Genomic DNA, 22,269 nt, shown 5'->3' on the forward strand with positions numbered 1-22,269 from the left:
CATTAAAAGGCTTCGCCAACATTCAGGTAAAAACCATTGGAGTTTTTCCCAATCCCATAGTCGATTGAAATATTTGTACGTGATATTTTATTCAACTTAATTCTTAATCCTAAACCTCCTGCCGGATTCATGGTATTAAACAAATGCTCTGCTGTATCATCATTGCTCGTAGTGGAACAATTTAAAAATGCAACCGCACCTAACAAACCGTTGGTTGACAGATCTAATCTATATTCGGTTTCGGCATAAACCATTGAGCTTCCTCGGAAGCGTCCCTGCACATAACCTCTACCCGAATTCCCATAAGTATCCCATCCAATAGAAGGCAATTCCATATATGGAGCTCTTCCATTGGTTAAAAAGCTGCCATAGTACCAAAAGGCCAATCGTTGGTTATGTTTTTTAGCGAGAGGTAAATAAGTTTTAAACTCTGTGCCTATGCTTTGCCATTTACTCGATCCTCCCAAAACTTTATCATAGAAAAAGTAAGATGTCCTGAAATAAATGCCCTTATACGCATTAATAATATTGTCCCGACTATCAATCCCTGCTGATAAGTTCAGCCCAGCCGAAGTATACTCATTGGGATTAAAATCATGATTAAAACAATAAAGCGAGTAAGCGTCGTACGAAACCGGGACTCCTTCAGTTACGTCTACCGGTGTGTATCCTCCAATTGAATAATGTCGCTGGTAATTAATTCCACCCCCAGCATACAGGCTCTTATAAATTTTTCGCAAGGCCGTTTCATAGAATCTTATCATATTAAAAGTTAGAGGCACTTCTGCATTGCCAGTACTGGCAGACCCCAAGCCGTAAGTTGACTGTGAATATTTATAAAAGCGCGCGTCTCCCACTAAAATCCAATTATCATTATTGGTAAAAATGATGGTTCGAAGATTGGTTGTGAACTGCTTTTTGGTTGTATATGCAGCCCCCATGGTCATATTCGACAATCGGGTGGTAGTATGATCACCAAAATAAGCGGCCAAATTACCAAACACACCGAATTCAACACCCGTTGCCGGATTGATAGAAGCATAAGGGAGCAAGCCTTTCTGGATTTTATGCGCTTCTTCATCTTCAATAGATTCCACCTTTTTAGGAGAAACAATATCCCAAAGATCTTTTTGAACTACTTTAGAAGAATCGCTTGATTGAGAATAGCCTGGTGAGCTAAAAAATAAAAATGCAAACAGTAAACAGCAGAGCAATGCCTTCATTAGGCTAAATTTTGGGCGCAAAGATAGTTAAATTACCTTAGCAACAAATCGCAAAGTCGTTCGGCCACTTTGCTTCCCAGCGCTACCCCCATGCCATTGAAACGAAATCCGGCTACGATCCGCTCTCCTGATTTAGCTATTTCTGGAGTTATTTCTTTGCCAAAAGCCATGATCCCTGACCAACGATAATCAATAGTAAACTGCTGATCAGGTAAAATCATCTCTTTTAAATAATACTCCAGGTTTTTCTGAATTATGTCGGTTAAAGCAAACTCATCAGTAGTTTCCGTATCATAATCGATATTACGAGCACCGCCGAATAGAATGCGATTATTGATATTGCGGAAATAATAATAACCTTCAGTGAAGTTAAAAGTTCCTTTAATAGGAAGATTTGGAATTTCTGAAGTACAGATTACTTGCCCTCTTCCGGGTTCAAGATCAGCATTTGGAAAAAAGCGTTTACTGAAAGCATTGGTGCAAATAGCTACTTGTTGTGCCTTAAATTTCAGATAAGAGCTATCACCTAAAACATAATTTTTAACTGTGACCTCCACATTGTTCGCTGTTTCATTTAGATCCATCACATCGGCCCCAGATATTACATTAACCCCAAGTTGCTGCGCATACTTCAACAATGAGGTCATCATTTTCCCTGTATCAATCTGTCCTTCCAGTGAATTATAGATCATGGTTTTTACAAACGATCTGTTAAAACCAAATCGATCTGCTCCTTGCTTATCTTCCTTATAAACGTCCTTTTTAAAATATGGCCTGAAAAGATCATTGACACGTTCTATTCCGGCTTGATAATCATTCTGATAATCTTCGGAATCGGTGTGAAGCACTAATTCATACCCGCCGTTTTGTTGAAAATCGATGGCCTTATCACCTAAACGTTTTCGCAACAACCCAAGACCCTCCCAACGATCGATAGAAAGTTGTAGCAGTTTTTCTTCCGACAAGTTTCGAAGATCATCGGTAATTTCTCCCACATTACCAAAGCAGGCAAAACCGGCATTTTTGGTACTTGCTCCGGTTGGAAATATTCCTCGCTCTAACACCAATACTGATGAATTGGGTGATCGCTCTTTTAAACAGCAAGCAGTAGATAAACCGGCAATACCGCTTCCTACCACAATAAAATCATAATGAATAAACGAGGTTTGTTCCCAATAGCTCAGCATACATTAAAAATAGAAAATGTTAAGGTAAATAAAAGGAAGGTATCATGGATAACAATTGAACGAGTAATAGTTCTTATCAATTTTTCAGAAGAAAAGGGCAAAAAACCATTATTCACAAGCGATTTCATTTGAGTATTTTTGCAGTGCCAGTAAATTGTCATATGGGGGGAACGCTACTACTCAGTTTAAAAAATAAAAGTCCTAAGTCATGGTACCGGGTTTCGGTTGCCGCTCATTATTTTATCTATGGACTCGTGTTCGCCAGTTGGGCCAGCAGGATACCGGATATTAAGCAGGCTTTAGGCATGAACGAAGCCGAACTTGGCGGAGTGCTGTTTTTTATTCCTATCGGACAAATGACAGGAATGGCACTTTCGGGCTGGCTGGTGAACAAATTCGGCAGCAAAAGCATCTTATTGAAAGGAGCAATTCTTTATCCTTCAATGCTGGTGCTTTTAGGTTTAGCAGGTACTCTTTGGCAACTTTCAATCGGACTATTTCTCTTTGGTATCTCTTCCAATCTTTTTAATATTTCGGTTAACACCCAAGCTGTGGGAGTTGAAAGACTTTACAAGGGAAGTATCATGGCTTCGTTCCATGGTTTATGGTCATTGGCCGGATTTATTGGTGGCTTGATCAGCACCTTGATGGTTGCCATGTATATTAGCCCGTTTACCCACTTTTGTATCATTCTTACACTCACACTGCTTATTTTAATGGCAATGAGTGGCTCGGTACTTCCACGCGATGAGCAACGTTTGGAAGACAAAAGTTCTATAAGCAAAAACGAAAGAAAGAAATTCACCCTTCCTGATAAACAGATTTGCATACTGGGTTTAATAGCCTTTGTCTCATTAGTTTGTGAAGGCACTATGTTCGACTGGAGCAGTGTTTATTTTGAAGAAGTGATCAATCCACCTCAAAACCTGGTACGGCTGGGTTATATAGCAGCCATGTTCAGCATGGCCGGAGGACGGTTTGCAGCCGACAGTTTAATTACCCGTTTTGGTGTGGTTAATATATTGAAACTCTCAGGAACTACTGTTGCATGCGGTTTACTTTTATCAACGGTTTTCCCTACCCTGCCTACCGCCACTATTGGATTCTTCTTAATTGGACTAGGCGTTTCAGCGATAGTTCCGGTGACGTATAGTTTGGCTGGCAGATCAAAAACAATGCAGCCAAGCGTTGCCATTGCCATTGTTTCAAGTATTGGATTTTTAGGATTTTTACTTGGACCTCCGGTAATCGGCTTTATTGCACATGCTACAAGCTTACGCTGGGCAATAGGCTCGATTGCTATAATTGCACTACTAATCACCATTCTCGCTCCTCAGTTGAAAAAGGAAAATTAATCTTCAATGAGTTATCTTTAGATCAAAAGAAACACTCATGAATAAAAGAGTAAAATTTGATTTCGAGATTTACTTTACCAACGGAGGTTGCATTAAAGGAGAGGACTTCAGACTTGATATCGTTGGAGATGATATTTCTGACAAAGTCCTGGTTGATTACCTCGTTGACGACATGCGTTTATTGATGGTAGGTGAAACTAAAATTTTAAAGAAGGAAATAATAACTGAACCTCATAAAAGAAAACCTATTAACGAAACAAACCAAAACTCTTACCTGATCGATTTAAGTCATAACATTGAAAACGGTTTAGTTACCTACAAAGGACTTCCCGCTCCTATCATTTGTGATTATTTAAGTCGTGAAGAATCCCGGAAGTTTTATGCCCCTGGCACCGAATTTCAGATTGGGAAAATTGAAATGGTTACCAATACTGGTACCTATATAGATTGTCCCTTCCACCGGTTTGAAAGTGGCAAAGATTTCTCGGAAGTCGGTTTGGAAGCATTCACAGATTTGGATGCTGTGGTAATTAGAGTGCCCCATATAGAAACGCTAAGCATTACCGAAGCGCATGTAAGTAATTATGAAGTCAGGAACAGGGCCGTTTTAATTCATACGGGTTGGGATGAACACTGGAATACAGAAATGTACTATGAAAATCACCCTCATTTAACAGAACAAGCGGCGCTATATTTAAGAGATTGTAATGTGAAATTGGTTGGTATTGACTCCCACAATATTGACAACACCAATGGCCGATCGAGGCCTGTGCATACCACCTTGTTAGGGGCAGAAATTCTGATTGTAGAACATTTATGCAATCTTTATTTGTTACCTGATGATGGCTTTACCTTCAGCGCCATTCCGCCAAAATTTAAAGGGGTTGGAACATTTCCGGTAAGAGCTATGGCGAAGTTAAAGAGATAATAACTACCAATTTAAGCGAGATTAAGATTAATTAATCGAATTAAATTTCCGTTGCCACAAAGCCTGCTCGTCTTTCCTCAAGCCATGATCGGTTTCTTCATCATATTGCGTTTGTAAGGCTTTAAGCTCTGCATAATACTTTAGATAAAGTTGATGAATAGATTGGGCATAATTCTCATCTAAGCTCAATGAAGCCAATTGGTTCTTAAAATGTTCCGACTGTCGTTTGGTAATATCAAAATGCAATTGTTCATGCGAAAGCTCATACGCTCCTTTGGCATTTGCTTTCACCCACGATTTACTTTTGATAAAATAAGTAGAAATGATGACGGTAATAACAGTCCTATTCTCATCCGATAAAGAGCTCCATTTATAACCGAAACCACTATTAGTCATAGCCGCAAATGGAAAATTCTCATTAGGGTTTGCTGCAAAATCTTTCCACTTCAGGCTAGTTGAAGTAGTGTGATAAATGGTGTCGGATGCATTCGAATAAGGCTTAACAATTTCAACGATCTTTAGCACATATTTATCTTGGGCAAAAGTTGTTTTGGTAACAATGGAAAGCAACCAAATGGAAACAAGGAGCAATTGAATTCTATTCATTCGTGATGAATGCTATTTAATTATTAGCAGAGGAGAAAATTAGCTAAATCATTTATGAAACAGCAAACCCCAAAGAAAAAAGGATGAATTTAGTTGGAGGCCAACCATTCCTTATGGCTCATAATTCCTATCCGATTTTCAGTTAATTTCAGATAGTTGAGCTTAATGATCCAAATAGTGCCTGTCATAATCTTAGCAAATGGATATTTAGCATAATATGCTTGTTTAGCAAGTTTATGCAAACTTTCTTCAGGTTCAATTAATACTTCTCCATTAAATTGAACTCCTTGGATATGGGTTTTATCAAGCACATCCTGTCTGACCGCACCGGCAACTTTAACCTGCTCAATTGCCATTTGCATATGTTTTGTTGATTCTTTTGATTTAAAAACCAATATATTTTCTTCAGGGTGATATACATAATAACACATGCAACAATGCAGGTCGCTGAAATCGCTTACTGCTAATGTTAAAACTGTTTGATTAAGTAAAAAGGTAGTTATTTTTTTATCTGGGCTATTCAACATCTCGTGCACACTTATTCTTTGCCGCAAAATTATTGAAAAGGATACTTTCTTAACATGATAAATATCAAGTTCAATAAAATTTCCTTATAAATTGATCAAACCCATTAACTCACAACAAGATTAAATAACTTTCTAAACAAAAAACAGGCTGTCGATGATTATCAGCCTGTTTTCATTCTTAAACTTAATATAAACTAGAATTTTAAAGAGAGACTTTTTCCATTTTGGATCGTATAGATTTTATTTTTTCCACCTTGTTTAATTTCTAATAAAAGCAGATCGCCTTTCTTTCGTTTAACAGTTAAATCAAACACTTGGTTAAAAGCATGGATGTTTTTCAATGACATGTAAGGCCAATCGTTGGGTAAATGTGGAGTCAAAATAAATTGACTTAAGCCTGTAGGACGAATACCAAACAAACCTTCAGTAAAAACACGGCAATATAAACCGCTTTCTGCTGATAAGTGGCGCTGATTTCCTTCCGGAAAGGCTTCTACAGGATAAGGTACGTGCTCGCCCAACAAACGCCGTTGTGAATAATAACGCAAATAAGCCATCGATTTTTCTGTTTCGCCTGCAGCCAGCATTCCACGCAAGGCATACAGGGTAGATCGATCCCAGAAAGTTTTATCGCCGGCTTGGGTAGCCAAGCCATCTGCTGTCCATAAACGTGAAGAAAGTAAGGCATCGATCGTTTCTTTTTTCCGATCTAAAATATTAACCGTTAGCGGCATGCAAATCCATGAACGCAAGATGTCGTTTTCTTTGTAATAGCGATAGGTATTAAAGCCTTCCACATTGGCTCCAAAGTAGTTCTCGATCGCTGTCCGTAGCTTCTGAGCATTATCCTGATAGTTGAGTGCAATCTTTTTATCAAGGTTCAATGAAGTACTTAGCATAGCTGCTGATAATAAAGCATCATAATACAAAGTACTGGTGCATAAATTTGCCTTACCGGCAGGGAATCGTCCTTCCAACTCATCACTGTCTGATGTTATTACTCCCTCAGCATTTAGTTTACGGTGGCAAAATTCTAAACACCATTCGATTAACGGCCATAACTGTTGAGCGGTTTCTTTTTTACCGTAAGCCAGGGCAAAACGTGCCGCACCATAGGCAATCATCGCTTGATCGCCCCTATCGCCGGCACCGTTCCAATAACCATCACCTTCGGCAACAATCGAACTTGGAATGGGTTTGTACGAAGGATTCATATAACCTGCAAACAAACGATAAGCATTTATAGCCGATTGACACGCTAATGAATCGCCCAGCATGGCAAAAAACGGATTCACATACTCAGCCTGGTCATTGGCCCAAATCGCTGCATAATAAGATAATCCACCTGGAGCATGCATTAATCCACCCTTAGTAGCGAAAATACTTTCCGTGGCTCTTATCTTGGCAAAGGCAAAAGCTGTATTCAATAATGTATCAGGTGTTTGTAATTGCAATAAAGAAGCAAATTCAGCAATTCGTTTTCTTCTGGCTTGTTCCTCATTATTCACATTCACTTTTACCGTTTGCGATTCGTTTCTTGCCGCCTGATAACTTACTGAGAAAGAAACTGAATCGCCTTGCTTTATCCATTTTATGCCATCATTTATTGTCTGGCAAATAACTCTATACGGCCCGTTTACACTTCGTGAGGTATCGGTTTTGGACTCGCGATAAGCATATTCCATTTCGAGTTTTACTGGTTTGGTATCTATATTAACAAACACAAATGTTTCGATTGCCAGAGGTTTATCAACCGAAGGATATAGATAGCGTTTCAGGGTTAATGATTCCTCTTTCTTCAATTTACTATCAATCCCCATAATTCCCTTGTGGTAAATTCCGGTAGTTTTTTGAGGGAAATTGCTAAAATGTCGACCATTGATAATATCTGCAGCAAGTGGTTTCCCATCGATGAAAAACCGAGGCAAGTCATCATCGCCAAATGAGTACATTAAACTGGCATGTGTATCATTTGGTTTCATCCGGAAAGAAGGAAACACCAGCGTTCTGCTCATTGTTAATTGCTTTGCAGTATCAACAGTATATTTCAGCCATAATGAAATCTGCTGACCGCTCATTTCAATATGATCAGAATGTGGCAATTTTGAACCTTCTATTTTCCAGTAAATGCTCCCATTCGGTTCAATACGCCAACGATTTTTGATTGATTGAGCATGAACAATAGAAAAAGTAAAAATGAAAAATAAGAACGCTGATAAACCTTTCTTAAAAAGTGGAATCATTTGGCTTAGTTATTTATTTCTTAATTGTTATAAAATCAAAGTGGCAATTTTTTAGTCAATTTTAACATCAGCACGTCATGTCCAGGAATAGTACCGACGATATTATCTTTCGTTGTTCCAATATCTTTATGTTTCCAAAGATCTCTGACAGTGTAGGAATCATCAACCTTCATCTTTTTGATGGTAGTTTTTAAATCCTGGTTAATTGAAATCGGCTGGTTGCTTCTGTTAATGAAACAAAATGCATAATTACCGTCACTTAAAGGTTTAAACCAAACCTCTAAATCACCATATTTCATCCATCTTGTAGCAGAAATACCCAATTTATCCTGATCAATATCAAGCACCTCTTTGTTTGTTAAAGTTTTTAATGTTTCGGCCGACATATTACGGATGTCGTTACCTGCAATTAGTGGCGCTGAAAACATGGCCCACATACTCATGTGCAGTCTTTCTTCAGGTTGAGTTAACACTCCATTGCCAATTTCGAGCATGTCAGGGTCGTTCCAATATCCTGGACCCGAATAATCGCCTATTTCAGTATGTAAATCAATAATTTGCAGTACTCCTAAGCCTCCCCAATTATTCTTACAATCAAAGCAATTGATAATGTCTTCGGTAGTCCTCCATAAATGTCCAACGGTTTTACCCCATTCCCAAGGCTTGTTAGTACCCCATTCACAAATACTAAATACAATTGGTCTTCCAGCCTTATAAAGTGCATCTCTCATTGTTGTATAAGAAGCTTCGGCGTTTTGCTTTCCATGATTACACCAGTCGTATTTCAAGTAATCTACTCCCCAACTGGCATAGATTCTGGCATCCTGAAACTCATATCCCCTGCTTCCAGGTCTGCCTTGGCATGTTGCAGTTCCGGCATCAGAATAGATTCCAAATTTTAGCCCTTTTGAATGAACATAGTCAACTAAACTTTTCATTCCCGAAGGAAAACGTTCAGTGTCAGCCATAATATTTCCTAAACTGTCTCTTCCTATTTGCCAACAATCATCCACAACAACGTATTCATAACCCGCAGCTTTCATCCCGTTAGAAGCCATTGCATCGGCAACCTCTCTGATGATGCTTTCATTTATTTTACACTCAAATTTGTTCCAACTGTTCCATCCCATGGGAGGTTTTTGCGCCAAACCTTCAAATTTCTGAGCAAACGTTGAAGATAGCGTGATACATAATGCCAAAGTCAATAATATTCTCATAATAAATCAATAATAAGATGTGTTTAACATCCCTTGCATTTAGGATGTTTGGTTTTAAAACAGATTAATCTATTCTATTCTATACTATTAAACAAATATAAAAACATTATTCCGTTATCAAAATTTATTTTGATAAACAGGCAGTTAGTTAGTTTTTTGATGGAAAGCGAATAGAAAATAAAGTCCGAGTAGAAGAAAAAGGCAATATATGATAGGTTAGACCAACATATAGTTAATCGATCTGAATCGTTTTCTAGGTACTAAAGTGACTTTCTTCTGATTAATGCAGTAGGAATTACTTCGCGGACTTTTTCTTTGGTAAGTACAAAGTGGGCTGCTTTTTTGGCCATTTGAACAAAATCAGTAGAATAGGTGGTAATGCCATCGCAAATAATTTCTTTGATTGGATCATCGTCCTGAGAAAGAATGCCAACATCTTTTCCCAAGATCAGATTTTGCTCTTTGCAATCCTTAAGCATCATCCAGGTTTGTGTGTCGTTGGTAGAAAAGTAAACCTTCCCTTTTTCTATTGAACCAGCAATGTACTTTGTTTTAATATCGTGCTTAATATTTTGATCAGCCACAAACTTTTTAAAGGAAGCGAGAATCTCTTGTGGAGAATCAGAATCAGGGGGTCTTGAAAAGAAAACCAATTCATCAAATTGCTTTATCGTATTATGCAGCTCCATCAAAACCTGATAAGTTGATTGTTCAAACTCCTGTACTACATATGAAAAATCCCCGGCAATTTGCTCATAGCGGTCAATCATTAAGAACTTATTCAATGGAATTGCTTGTAAGATTTCTGCAATTCGTGGATGTGGCATAGGTGCAATAATATACGTAGCATACCTGCCTGCTACTTTGTTTACTATGGTTTCAAATATGTCAATGTTATGGTTGTGGAAGAAAATATCGATATGAACACTCGGATCAAGAGCAGCCCTGAATGCATTGTAAAAAGTTTCCTGAACAGAGTCGAATGCATAGAGAATGAGGGCTATGGTAAGTTTTTGATTCGTATTTTCACTCGCCACAAAATATCCCATTCTATTTTTCGACTCAACAATACCTCGCTCAATTAGCTCCTTGTACCCTTTTACAATGGTTTCTCTTGCAAAGCCGGTTTCTTTAATCATACTATTAACAGAAGGTAGCAAATCACCTTGTCTAAGTAGCTTTTCATCAATAGCATCTATAAACCCCTGAACTAATCGCTCATGCTTAGAGTAGCCTGAAACTTCTTCCAACTTATGGATTTTATCGAAAATGTTCTTCATAACAAATTTCAAAGGTGTTATTGTAGGTAACTCTATTCTATTTTGTACCATACTCACAACACAAACATAGAACATTTTTTAATTATGCGAATTTATATGAGCGACTGTCATAAAAACAAAAGTAGATTGAAGCATGATGCTCCGATCTACTTTTGTTTACTTCTTGACCAAAATATAATTCAAATAAATTAGTACAACGGATTTTGAGCTAACAAACTATTCTTTTCTTTTTCATATTGAGGTATAGGGAATAAATAATTAGCTTCATTAAATTTCCGTTCTTGCAACGTATAGTATTCATAACTGAAACTTCCATCAGTGTTTTTGGTGATGTTCACTGCTCGCAAAGGTTTATTCTCAGTTTGTTCTGCTATCTTCCATCTGCGAACGTCAAAGAAGCGATGTCCTTCAAAACATAACTCAATTTCACGTTCACTACGAATTGCATCTTTAAGTCCGTCGCCACTGGAAGTTATAGCCGGCATATGTACGCTGTTTCTGCTACGAATCAGATTTAAATAAGTACGTGCTTCACTTTCATTACCGAGCTCAAATTGAGCTTCGGCATAGTTCAGATAGATTTCCGATAAACGGAAAATAATCCAATTTTGAGAACTTCCATTCGTATTCAAATCATTCGATTCATCGGCATACTTTCTCCAGTTATAACCAGTAAGAGTAGCATTCCAGTTTTCAACCGGGCTTTGCGGACTGTCCAATCCTCCTTTAAAATACTCTGCTTCTCTACCTTTAAACAGCGCTCCATTGTAAAGTACGGTTGCGTAAAAACGAGGGTCTCTGTTTTCATATGGTTTTGCCGGATTATATCCAGAAGTTGGATCTGTTATCGATTTGCCATTAGCCATTTGAAAATCATCTACTAAATTTTGAGAGGGGGCATAAACAGACCAACCATGATACCCATTAGGACCAATGAATATGTCAAGTAAAGATTCCCAATAGGTTCCGTTTATGCCATAAGATAATATCACTTCTGAATTAAACTTCTGAAGAAAAATCTGCTTATAATCCGCACCTTGGTACAATGAATAAGAACCCAGATTAGCTAAATCAATTACTGCCTTTGCAGCATCAGCAGCGGCCTGCCATTTGTTTTTCTCTTTTGAAGAGTTATGGAGCGCGCTGGCAGCGTACAACAATACTCTCGATTTTAAGGCCAATACTGCTCCCTTGGTGATACGACCCAGGTTAGAGCCATTGTAGCTTTCTGGCAATAAAGTAGCGGCTTCATTAAGTTCAGAAGTTATAAAATTCACACACTCATCGTATGAGTTGCGGGCAACTTCAAATGATGGATCTTGTAAAGAGTACGGCTTAGTGATAATCGGAACACCTCCGTAACGAGCAGTGAGATCAAAATAACACCATGCTCGAAGAAATTTCATTTCACCTTTCAAACGTTTTTTCATGTTTTCATCTCCACTTACTCCGTCAATCTTTTGAAAAAAAGTATTGCAATCTCTAATATAGCTATAATCTGTAGTCCAGCTATCCATTGAAAGGTTATCAGGACTCATAGTTCCTTGATTCCACTGAAACACATTTTCGTAATTGAACCTAGAATAACCTTCATCACTTGCAGCAGATAAGCCGGTGCCACTGGCCACGTCCCAATTATAAACATGTGGCAAAACTCTGTACTTTGAATTTACATAGGTTTCGACCAGATTTAAATCTGTCCAAACATCCAGTTCGGAATAAGTATCAAGTGGTTTTCTATCAAGAAAATCTTTTTCACATGCACTCAGTCCAACAAAGAGACTTGAGAGAAGGATAATCATGTATATTTTATTTTTCATTCTTATCTATTTATTAATTAGTGATTAAAGAGAAATATTAACGCCGGCGCTAATAATCCGGGTTTGAGGATAGTAACTGCCTGTTACTGAGCTTAGCTCAGGATCATAATCTTTGATGCTGCTAAAGGTGAACAGATTGAAACCGTTAACAAATACACGCATGTTTTGCAAGCGAAGCGATTGTGTAAGGGTTTTAGGGAATGTGTAAGAGAGTTCAACTGTTTTTAAGCGCAAGAATGCTGCATTTCTCAACCAAAAATCAGAATAGCGGTTATTTATAAGATCATTACGATCAAATGAGGCTGGGAATGAGCCATTTGGATTTTCAGGAGTCCAACGATCATTAAACAACCAAGTTGGAGGAGTAACCGCATTACCTTGTTGAGGGAGAATCAGCTGTTGGGCATTGGTTTGCCCTTGCCACAACATACTTAAACCTACTCCTCTAAAGTTTACACCCATAGTAATACCATAAATACCTCTAGGCGTATTTCCTTCGTAAATTCTTACTCTATCGTTAGAAGTAATTTGCTTATCACCGTTAATATCCACATAGCGAATATCGCCCGGACGAGTTCCGGGTAAGTGTACAGAATTATCGATTTCCTCTTGTGTACGATAGATGCCTTCCGATTTATAGACTAACCACGAATCTATCGGAAATCCTTGTCTTTTTTGCCATTCAGGAACATTAGCGGCTTCGTCCATAAAGGCCACTTCATTTTTTGTATAAGTGAAGTTTGCCCCGATGTTATAAGAGAAGCTTTCATTTACAGAACGTTGATGCGATACCTCTAATTCAATACCTTTATTATTTACCTCACCAATATTCTCTGCAGGTAACTTACCATTTAAACCTGTACTTGAAGGTACTGAGGCGTTACGTGCAATTAAGATATTATTACGCTTCGAAATGAAATAATCAGCATTTACAGTCAACAAACCATTCCAAAAAGATGACTCGATACCAAAATTGGTAGTTTTTGCCACCTCCCAAGTAATATTAGGATTTGGCGTAACTCCGGCAGAAAGACCTTGAACAAGCTGGCTATCTCCTCCGAAATAATACCCTCCATCTAAATAATACTGCTGAATGCTTTGATAAGGAAGAACTTTGTCGTTTCCTAATTCAGCCCATGAAGCTTTTAATTTAAGATGACTTACGAAAGGAGCATTATTTTTCAGGAATGGTTCCTCCGAAACCCTCCAACCCAAAGAAACACCTGGGAACGTTCCCCAACGTTTGTCTTTTGGAAAAATGTAAGAACCATCATGACGCAGAACTAAATCAACAAGGTACTTCTGTTTATAGCTGTAACTTAAACGGCCGAAAATATTCTGACGGGCTGTTTGAGCTGCATTACCTCCATTATCCTTGTCTTTATCAGCACCAATAAACATCTGGTCAATCTTATCACTTAGGTAGCCTGTTCTATAAGCAAAAATCCCTTCGTTATAGCTGTCACTTTGTTCATAAGCAATGAATGCACTTACATCGTGTGCTCCAAACACACGCGTATAACCTATTTTAGCATTATAAGTCTTAAGTTGATAATTACGATAATCTGATCTTAAGTTGATTGGCCCTTCTGAACTGCGAACATTTTCGTATTCCTCAGTATTACTATTATATCGGTAAGCATCCCAATTGTCCTTGAAGGTTTTTTGATTTCTGAATCTAAAATCATAGGCCATCAAACCGCTTACATAAAGCCCCTCAGTTACAAAAGGGAGTTTCAAGTCGAATGATAAATCCGACAAAAGATTGTAATCCTTAATCTTATCATAGCCGGTTGCCCCTGATGCCATAAGCACTGGATTACGTCCGCCGGCCAAACCCGGCCCAGGAAGTCCGTTTGGATAATAAGCAGGAAGTGTTGGATAAGCCGACAAAACTTCCCCAAAAATGGAACCACTTCCATAATTTGAAAAATTACGATCTTCCAAACGACCAGAAAGATTTAAGCCCATTTTTAAAATCGGAAGAATCTGGGTATTAATATTTGATCGGAGATTATATTGTTTGTAACCAGTAGAAGATTCATGATAAATCGCCTCTTGCTTCAAATATTCACCAGAAAGGAAAAAATCCGTTTTTTCGCCACCGCCATTTAAAGATAAAGCATGACGACTTTGAGGTGAATTATCCTTTACCACCTCTTTGTACCAGTTGGTACTAGGATAATTTATTGGGTCGCTTCCATCATAATATTTTTGAATATCTTCATTTGAATATTGATGAGGCTTACCATAACGATCATTTACCTCATTGATATAAGTAGCATACTGCCCAGCATTCACAGGATCAGGCATGCGGGTCGGTTGAGTTGTACCGTAGCTTCCGGTATAGGTTATAACCGATTTACCTGATTTTCCCTTTTTAGTGGTAACCAATATTACCCCGTTAGCAGCCTGAGCACCATAAATTGCTGCAGAAGCATCTTTCAATATTGAAATACTTTCAATGTCATCTGGATTTAGTCGTTCGAAAGCTCCCCGATTCGCTACTCCATCAATTACCACCAAAGGACTATTGTCATTTAAGGTTCCTTTTCCCCTGATTAAAAGCGTAGAAAAATCATTTCCCGGTTCCCCTGAACGATTAGAAGCAATAACACCTGGTGCACGACCAACCAGTGAATTTGAAAGATTGGCAGAAGGACTTTGCTTAATTTCATCACCTTTTACCGTAGCAACAGAACCTGTTACCGTTACTTTTTTCTTTACACCATAACCAACCACTACAACCTCCTCCAATGCTTTTGAACTTGGCAATAACTGAACATTAATCACCTCATTTGAACTTACAGTAACTTCTTTACTTGTGAATCCTGTAAATGAAAAAATGAGGGTTGTTTTTCCTGTAGGAACACTGATTGAATAATTCCCAGAAACATCGGAAGTGGTGCCTTTCGATGATCCTTTAATTGTTACTAATGCACCGGGCAATTCTAGTCCCCTTTCATCTGTAACCTTCCCTTTTACGGTTCGCTCTGCATGAACATTTACGGATTGCGCCTGAGCATTGGTTACCAGGCCAACTTCCCCTCCACAAACGGATAATGCCAGCAGCAATAGTTTAAGAGTAGTTTTTGTCTTCATATAAAAAATTTAGATTATTTAATTATTCTATTCTATGCTATACTATTACGAACATAAAACATTCTTTTTTATTTTGCAAATCATTAACTGTTAAAACTTTATTTCGGGAAAATGAATGAACTGATTTAAAGATGTTGTTGGGAGATGATGATTGGAAATTATAACTCTACGAAAGGATAAGCGCGCATAACAAGTTAAAAAGTGGGACTTAACGGTTCAAAAAGAACTTGCACATTTTTATGACATTAAATTTTCTATTTAAATGAAACGTGCTGCAACTATTTGTGTAATATTTAAACGAAGTTGTTCGTGAGCCAATTCATAAGGATAACGAGCATTAGGCTTTAACTCCGATTTACTCTTTAAAAAGTAGATTGAGGAGTATACTATGATACTTGTTAATCGACAATTGAAGAAGAGCTCCATTTATAACCAAATCTGCTATTGGTAACTGTGGCAAAAGACAGGGAAGCTGTTAGAAAATCATCCCAATTAATTTGTGGCTTGAAGTAGAATAGATGGTATCCTTAGAAGACGAAAAGAGCGTTGAAATCCCTTTTACAAAAAGCATTTAGTCATTTTTAGTTTGATTGCGCAATGCCATGCATTCACATCAAACTAAAAATGACAAACAAAAAAAAGTTTAGAAACCTCATTACACTTACCAATTCATCAGTCCCATTAGTTTACTAGGGAAGATTCCTAAAAATAAGGTAAACAAGGCCAAAAAGATAATAATTACTGAGAAAAGCAGATTTCCTTTTTCAAGAGAGATCTCTGTTTTGGCTTTTCGTAAATAAAGGTTTAATGGAATTTTAAAGTAATAAAAAAGGGAAACCACTGTGTTTACCACACCGAAAATGACCATGATCAATAGTAAAACATTTCCCCCAATCATGTAAGCTTCTACTGCTGCAGAAAAAATAAAGAACTTACCTACAAAGCCTGCTGTTGGCGGTAAACCCGTCAGACTTACCAGAAATATCACCATTGCAACCGAGATCAATGGATATTTCATTCCCATTCCTTTATAGTCCTCTAATTCTTCTGAATGGAAAACGTTTGAGAAATAGCCGATAACCAAAAACGCTCCGATATTAGCCAGGGCATACACAAAAAGGAAAAACAGGATAGCTTTTTGCCCAGTCATTGAATAAGCAGCAACACCCATCAAAATAAAACCTGAATGACCAATGGCCGAATAAGCCATCAGACGTTTTACATTGGTTTGCCACAAAGCAGAGAAGTTACCAATGGTCATCGTTACGATAGCCACTACCGCCAAAAGACTTTCTGTGGAGGCTAAAAACACAGACCCGGTGGTAGTATTGGTTGAATTTACAGCAGTTATAAAAGTAATAAGAAGGGCTATTCCAGCCACTTTTGGAGCAACTGAAAGGAAAGCTGTTATAGGAGTTGGGGCACCTTCATAAACATCGGGAACCCATACCTGCATCGGAAATGCCGAAATCTTGAAAAACAAACCAGCCAAGGTTAATAAAAGTGCAACGGATGCACTCATTAAGCTTATAGAAGCCAATCCATTATAAAATGCTGAACTGGTGATATCCAGCGTTCCTGTAAAGCCATACAACAGCGACATACCGTACAACATTACAGCTGAAGCAACAGCACCAAACAAGGCATACTTCATACCCGATTCTTCCGATCGTTTGTTTCCGGTTAAATAAGCGGCCAAAATATAGGAGCAAACTGAAACAAATTCTACTGATAAATAGATCATCAGTAAGTTTTGAGCCATTACCATAAAGTTTAAACCTATAGTAACTACCAACACCAAACTGAAGTACTCGCTTCCCCCTTTCTCGGTATTGCGTAACTGAAAATCTCGTAATGAAAATAACATCACCAATAACCCGGATAACTCTATCAGTAATTTATACCAAACTGAGGATACACTCAGTTTTATCATACCCCCGAATAAAGGAATTGCGGATGAATGGATGAGCAGAAACTGATCGAGTGTTTCAAGAATGGTAATAAAAAGACCTGAAACAGCGATTATTGCCACCAGGTTTTTGATTCTTTTTGCCCAAAATAAATCGGCAACAATCATCAGAATAAAAATGAAGGCAAGGGAAATCTCGGGAAGCAGATAGATCCAACTTCCTAAAGTATCATTAATTGACGATTGAATAATTCCAACAAAGTTTTCCATCCTTAATTCAATAATTTACTTAAGGTTTCAAGATGCTGCCCGCCACTTTTTAAGGTTGCATTAACAAGTTCAACCATGGCAGAATTACTCATATCGAAAAATAAAAACGGCATAATACCCAAAAGTAAGGCAACAATAGCCATCGGACTTAAAGCGATAACTTCTCTTAAATTAACATCCGAAAGTTTTGCTGACCAGTCTTCTCCCCCTTTAAAACGGGCTTTACCAAAGAACATACGCTGGAGGGTCCATAAAAAGTAAGCCGCCCCTAGCAAAATACCTACTGCTCCAACAACCGCCATCCAACGCGGAATAGAGTTAGAATTAAATGCGCCAATTAACGAGAATGCTTCGGCAATAAAAGCCGAGAAGCCCGGTAATCCAAGGGAGGCAAAAAAGGCAATAAACACAAACACCGAATAGGTTGGCATTTGTAGGTACAACCCTCGAAAATTTGCTATCTCCCGATCATGAACGCGATTGTAAATAACCCCTACAAGGAAGAATAACATACTTGATAACACCCCGTGGCTGATCATTTGGAACATCGCTCCACTGACACCTTCAACGGTTAACGAAGCTATTCCCAATAACACAAAGCCCATGTGAGAAACCGACGAATAAGCAATCAATCGCTTCAAATCTGACGCAGCTAAAGCACTCATCGCTCCATAAATAATCGATACCACTCCAATTAAGCCAATAACCCAGCTAAAGTATATGGCTCCGTCAGGGAAAATACCCATACAAATCCGGATAATTCCATAACCGCCAATCTTAAGTAATACTCCAGCCAGAATGATCGAAATTGGTGTAGGTGCCTCCACATGAGCATCAGGTAACCAGGTATGTAATGGTACAATTGGCACCTTAATCGCAAAGGCGATAAACAGTACGGCAAAAGCTAAAAGTCGAGGTGATACCCCAAATAACAATGCTGAAGAATGAATATCGAAGATTGAGCCCTGAACATAATTAGCCGGGTTCATCATTGAAAGCATATCAAAAGTGTGAGCTCCGGTTATTGGATCTTTTACTGAGAAATATAAACCAATAATAACCAATAACATGAAAACCGAACCCAATAAGGTATATAAGAAGAACTTTATTGATGCGTACTCTCTTCTTGCTCCTCCCCAAATACCAATTAGGAAATATAGCGGCAACAGCATCAATTCATAGAAGATATAAAACAAGAAGAAATCAAGCGCACTGAAAACACCCATAATTGCCGCATTGAGCAATAAAAACAAGCAGAAATATCCTTTTTCATTGGTTTTAATTTCCCATGAAGCCAGAGCGGCTATGGCCATTACGAAGGTTGAAAGCATTAACAAGCCAATACTAACACCATCGATACCTAAAAAATATTGGATTTGGAGTTTACCCAAAGTTCCCAGATTCAGGTTTATCCATGAGTGTTTCTCAACAAACTGAAATGATTGCTCATTGAAAACACCCGGTAAGCTGTGATTAAAATGAAGGTACATATATCCGGCAATGATCAACTGAATAATTGAAACTGCCAGATTTAGGTATTTAAATGTATTCTTAAGGGCTTGAGGCAAAACTGCCACCAATACCATAAAAAGAATAGGAAGAAAAATGAGTATACTAAGCGTCATTTATCAAAAAATATAACTCAAAACAATAATTAAAATCAAACCAAACACACCAAGTGCCATGTATTGCTGCACTCTTCCTGTTTGAAACCCGCGAATAAAATCGCCAATTCGCGCGGCTAACCACGCAATGCCGTTAACAGAACCGTCTACAATGTTTCTATCGATCCAATCAACAACCGCTGATAGTTGATGAACTAAAGTTGCAGCTCCATTAACAATACCATCAACAATATTGATATCGAACCATCGTATAAAATTAGCTAAAAGCACTACCGACCTCACTATAACCGAATTATATAGCTTATCAAAATACCAGGCATTATAAGAGAATTTATAAAGAAAATTGTGTTCTGTAAGAAACGTCATCTTTTGTTTATAGTAAGCTATTCTAGCTACTAAAACCATTGCAACGGCTAAAACAACCGTTATAATTGGCACCCAACTTTCGGCAAACTCTGTGAACTGAATTTTAGGATTAAACGAATTTAATGGAACAACTAATCCTTCATAAATCCATGAATGAGCTCCATGTAAAGGATTGATACTGAAAGCTGCGAAAAGAGAGAATATTGCCAAAACCATCATCGGAATTGTCATAGCTTTGCCCGACTCATGCACACTTACATCAATATTTTCAACTGTTTTTTGCAGACGATTTTCACCCCAAAACACTTTAAAGATCATTCGGAATATGTAGAAAGCCGTTAATGCTGAAGTTACTGAAAGAAGAACTGCAATGATTGCCGAGCCCGGTTTCTCCCATGACCACGCTCCTATTAAAATAAGGTCTTTTGATAAGAAACCCGAAAATAGAGGCAAGCCTGCCAACGAAAGAGACGCAACTAATAAAACCATGTAAGTAACAGGCAATTGCTTACGCAAACCACCCATTAAGCGCATGTCCTGCGGATCGAAATCGAGATGATATTTATGCTGAACGTGGTGAAGTTGATGGATCACTGAACCAGCCCCTAAGAACAATAAACATTTAAAAAAAGCATGAGTTACTAAATGAAACAAAGCAGCTTGCCAGGCTCCGATTCCCAAAGCGGTTATCATAAAACCTAATTGAGAAATAGTTGAGTAAGCTAGCACCTTCTTTAAATCGTTTTGCGTTAATGCTATCGTTGCGGCCATAAAAGCAGTAAATGCTCCGATGTAGGTAATTACAGTCAATGCATCAGGACTAAACAAAGGGAATACACGGGCTGTTAAATAAACACCAGCTGCAACCATGGTGGCAGCGTGGATCAATGATGAAACGGAAGTTGGACCCTCCATGGCATCAGGCAGCCAAACGTGTAAAGGAAATTGAGCTGATTTAGCAACTGCTCCTGCGAAAATACAAAGACCTGCAACTGTTAACATGGAGGCGTTTAGTGTTTTTGCATTTCCAGATATATCTGTAAATTTCCATAATCCGTTCTCAACTACTGATTGCTGAATTAACCCTGCTTTGTCAGCAGTGCCAAACAAAGCGCCTAAATCCAATGTCCGAAACTGGGTGAACAAAATCATAATGCCCACAAAAAATGCAATATCTCCTATCCGGTTAACAATAAAGGCCTTTTTATTTGCTGCAGCAGCCGAATCACGATCGAACCAAAATCCGATTAACAAATAAGAAGAAAAACCTACCAGTTCCCAGAAAATATAAATGAGCAACAGAGAATCAGCTAAAACAACGCCCAGCATCGAAAACATGAATAAACTTAAATGAGCAAAGTATCGATGATAATACTTTTCACCTTTCATGTATTCGGTAGAATAAATAAGAACCAATGTAGTGATCAAGGTAACCAACACCAGCATTAAAGCGGAAAGATTGTCAAGTGTTAAACCTGCATTCAGCTTTATTATTCCAGTATTTAACCATTGAGCAGAATAATGATAGCTCTGAAGATTCCAGATATTGGTAAAGCAATAAAGAGAAAGCAGAAAACTTATAAAAGTAGAGCAGATTGCCAACCAATCGCCTTTACGGGGTTTAAAGAAACTAATAATTAAAAACGACAGCAGAGGCAAAAGCAATGCTCCTAGTGCAGCTCCTATTACAGTTGTGATATGTTGTGTTTCAATCAATTTTATACTTTCTACTTCCAACAATTACTAATATTTCATTTCTTCCACCTGATTCGGTTCAACAGTTTTAAACTGTCGATAAACGTTTAGAATAATCGCCAGGGCAACGGCTACGCCTGCAGCTGCCAGAACAATTGCAAACAAAGCAAATACCTGACCCTCATTCTTTTGTTTGTCAAAGGCGCCAAATACAACCAGATTTAAAATACCGGCATTGATCATCAGTTCAATACCGATCAAAATCATAATAGCATTCTTTCTGCTTAAGACAGAAAATAGGCCTGCGCTAAACAAAATAGCGCTTATGATCATAAAATGTTCTAAAGGTATTCCGTTTAACATTATCGTACCCTCTTTCTGCGAGCCAAATAAGCCGCTCCGATTAAAACTGCCAATAAATAAACCGATATAGCTTCAAAAGGAAGCAGATAGGTGGTCATAAAATTCACGCCCAACACATGAGCAGAGTTTTCGCCACCTACATAAGAAATATTTTCAAGAGTATTCTGCTTTATCCATTGCAGTTGACCAACATTAGCCAGCCAAACAATGGTCAATAGACCTGCAAGTACTACCAGCGACAACAAAACCCCTCCTATTACATTTATGGGAAACAAATTGGTTTCGGCTTTAGGTTCTGTTAGTACTGCAAAAACATTCCGGTTTGATAGCATTATACCGAAAAGCATAAGAATAACGATTCCGCCCACATACACCATTATTTGCGTTATGGCGATAAAATCGGCAAAAGCAAATACATAAATACCGGCTAAGCAAAAAAGCGTGGAAAAAAACACGAACACTGCGCGGGCTAAATTCCGGCAGGTAACTGTATAAATTGCAGAAGCAACGGTTATAAAACTTAGAATGTAAAAAATCGCCTTTAACAATGCTT

At 38.1% G+C, this 22,269-nt stretch carries 16 protein-coding genes; 2 read left to right on the plus strand and 14 right to left on the minus strand.

Features of this window, described 5'->3' with window-relative positions; all coding sequences use genetic code 11:
• Positions 1-2: 2 nt before the first annotated feature.
• A complete protein-coding gene (locus NF867_RS13995) occupies positions 3-1,223 on the minus strand; it encodes a BamA/TamA family outer membrane protein (RefSeq protein ID WP_252588727.1) in 1,221 nt (406 codons plus the stop codon).
• A 32-nt stretch (positions 1,224-1,255) separates the two neighbouring features.
• On the minus strand, positions 1,256-2,410 hold the full coding sequence (locus NF867_RS14000; protein WP_252588728.1) for an NAD(P)/FAD-dependent oxidoreductase: 1,155 nt from the start codon (positions 2,408-2,410) through the stop codon (positions 1,256-1,258).
• A gap of 161 nt (positions 2,411-2,571) precedes the next feature.
• Here NF867_RS14000 and NF867_RS14005 point away from each other — a divergent pair, with 161 nt between their 5' ends.
• A complete protein-coding gene (locus tag NF867_RS14005) occupies positions 2,572-3,765 on the plus strand; it encodes an MFS transporter (RefSeq protein ID WP_252588730.1) in 1,194 nt (397 codons plus the stop codon).
• Positions 3,766-3,802: 37 nt separating this feature from the next.
• Positions 3,803-4,693 (plus strand): cyclase family protein, encoded by an 891-nt coding sequence (locus NF867_RS14010; RefSeq protein WP_252588732.1) that lies wholly within the window; start codon positions 3,803-3,805, stop codon positions 4,691-4,693.
• A gap of 27 nt (positions 4,694-4,720) precedes the next feature.
• Here the strand turns inward: NF867_RS14010 and NF867_RS14015 are convergent, their stop codons facing one another.
• The 12 genes from NF867_RS14015 to NF867_RS14070 form a co-directional block, all read right to left on the minus strand.
• Complete coding sequence (locus NF867_RS14015) at positions 4,721-5,299, minus strand: hypothetical protein (protein WP_252588734.1); 579 nt, start codon at positions 5,297-5,299, stop codon at positions 4,721-4,723.
• An 89-nt stretch (positions 5,300-5,388) separates the two neighbouring features.
• A complete protein-coding gene (locus NF867_RS14020; protein WP_252588736.1) occupies positions 5,389-5,826 on the minus strand; it encodes a hypothetical protein in 438 nt (145 codons plus the stop codon).
• A 194-nt stretch (positions 5,827-6,020) separates the two neighbouring features.
• Positions 6,021-8,069 carry a hypothetical protein gene (locus NF867_RS14025; RefSeq protein ID WP_252588737.1) on the minus strand — a complete coding sequence of 683 codons (2,049 nt, stop codon included), beginning with the start codon at positions 8,067-8,069 and terminating at the stop codon, positions 6,021-6,023.
• Between the two features lie 35 nt (positions 8,070-8,104).
• Entirely contained in the window at positions 8,105-9,286 is a 1,182-nt protein-coding gene (locus tag NF867_RS14030) for a glycoside hydrolase family 27 protein (RefSeq protein ID WP_252588739.1), read from the minus strand.
• 260 nt (positions 9,287-9,546) lie between these two features.
• The gene (locus NF867_RS14035) at positions 9,547-10,566 is read right to left on the minus strand and encodes a GntR family transcriptional regulator (protein WP_252588747.1); all 1,020 of its coding nucleotides are present in this window, start codon (positions 10,564-10,566) and stop codon (positions 9,547-9,549) included.
• Between the two features lie 188 nt (positions 10,567-10,754).
• Positions 10,755-12,386, minus strand: a complete 1,632-nt coding sequence (locus tag NF867_RS14040; RefSeq protein ID WP_252588749.1) for a RagB/SusD family nutrient uptake outer membrane protein — start codon at positions 12,384-12,386, stop codon at positions 10,755-10,757.
• Between the two features lie 24 nt (positions 12,387-12,410).
• Positions 12,411-15,488 (minus strand): SusC/RagA family TonB-linked outer membrane protein, encoded by a 3,078-nt coding sequence (locus tag NF867_RS14045; RefSeq protein ID WP_252588751.1) that lies wholly within the window; start codon positions 15,486-15,488, stop codon positions 12,411-12,413.
• 661 nt (positions 15,489-16,149) lie between these two features.
• On the minus strand, positions 16,150-17,667 hold the full coding sequence (locus NF867_RS14050) for an NADH-quinone oxidoreductase subunit N (RefSeq protein ID WP_252588753.1): 1,518 nt from the start codon (positions 17,665-17,667) through the stop codon (positions 16,150-16,152).
• Between the two features lie 2 nt (positions 17,668-17,669).
• Positions 17,670-19,292, minus strand: a complete 1,623-nt coding sequence (locus tag NF867_RS14055; RefSeq protein WP_252588754.1) for a complex I subunit 4 family protein — start codon at positions 19,290-19,292, stop codon at positions 17,670-17,672.
• Between the two features lie 3 nt (positions 19,293-19,295).
• Positions 19,296-21,374: an NADH-quinone oxidoreductase subunit L gene (gene nuoL, locus NF867_RS14060; RefSeq protein WP_252588756.1), complete on the minus strand. Its 2,079-nt coding sequence runs from the start codon at positions 21,372-21,374 to the stop codon at positions 19,296-19,298.
• 27 nt (positions 21,375-21,401) lie between these two features.
• The gene (gene nuoK / locus NF867_RS14065; protein ID WP_252588758.1) at positions 21,402-21,716 is read right to left on the minus strand and encodes an NADH-quinone oxidoreductase subunit NuoK; all 315 of its coding nucleotides are present in this window, start codon (positions 21,714-21,716) and stop codon (positions 21,402-21,404) included.
• The gene (locus NF867_RS14070; protein WP_256471425.1) at positions 21,716-22,264 is read right to left on the minus strand and encodes an NADH-quinone oxidoreductase subunit J family protein; all 549 of its coding nucleotides are present in this window, start codon (positions 22,262-22,264) and stop codon (positions 21,716-21,718) included. The genes nuoK and NF867_RS14070 overlap by 1 nt, the downstream gene beginning before the upstream one ends.
• Between the last annotated feature and the right edge of the window lie 5 nt (positions 22,265-22,269).

This window comes from Solitalea agri, from assembly GCF_023914155.1.
In the GTDB taxonomy this organism is placed as follows: Bacteria; Bacteroidota; Bacteroidia; order Sphingobacteriales; family Sphingobacteriaceae; genus Solitalea; species Solitalea agri.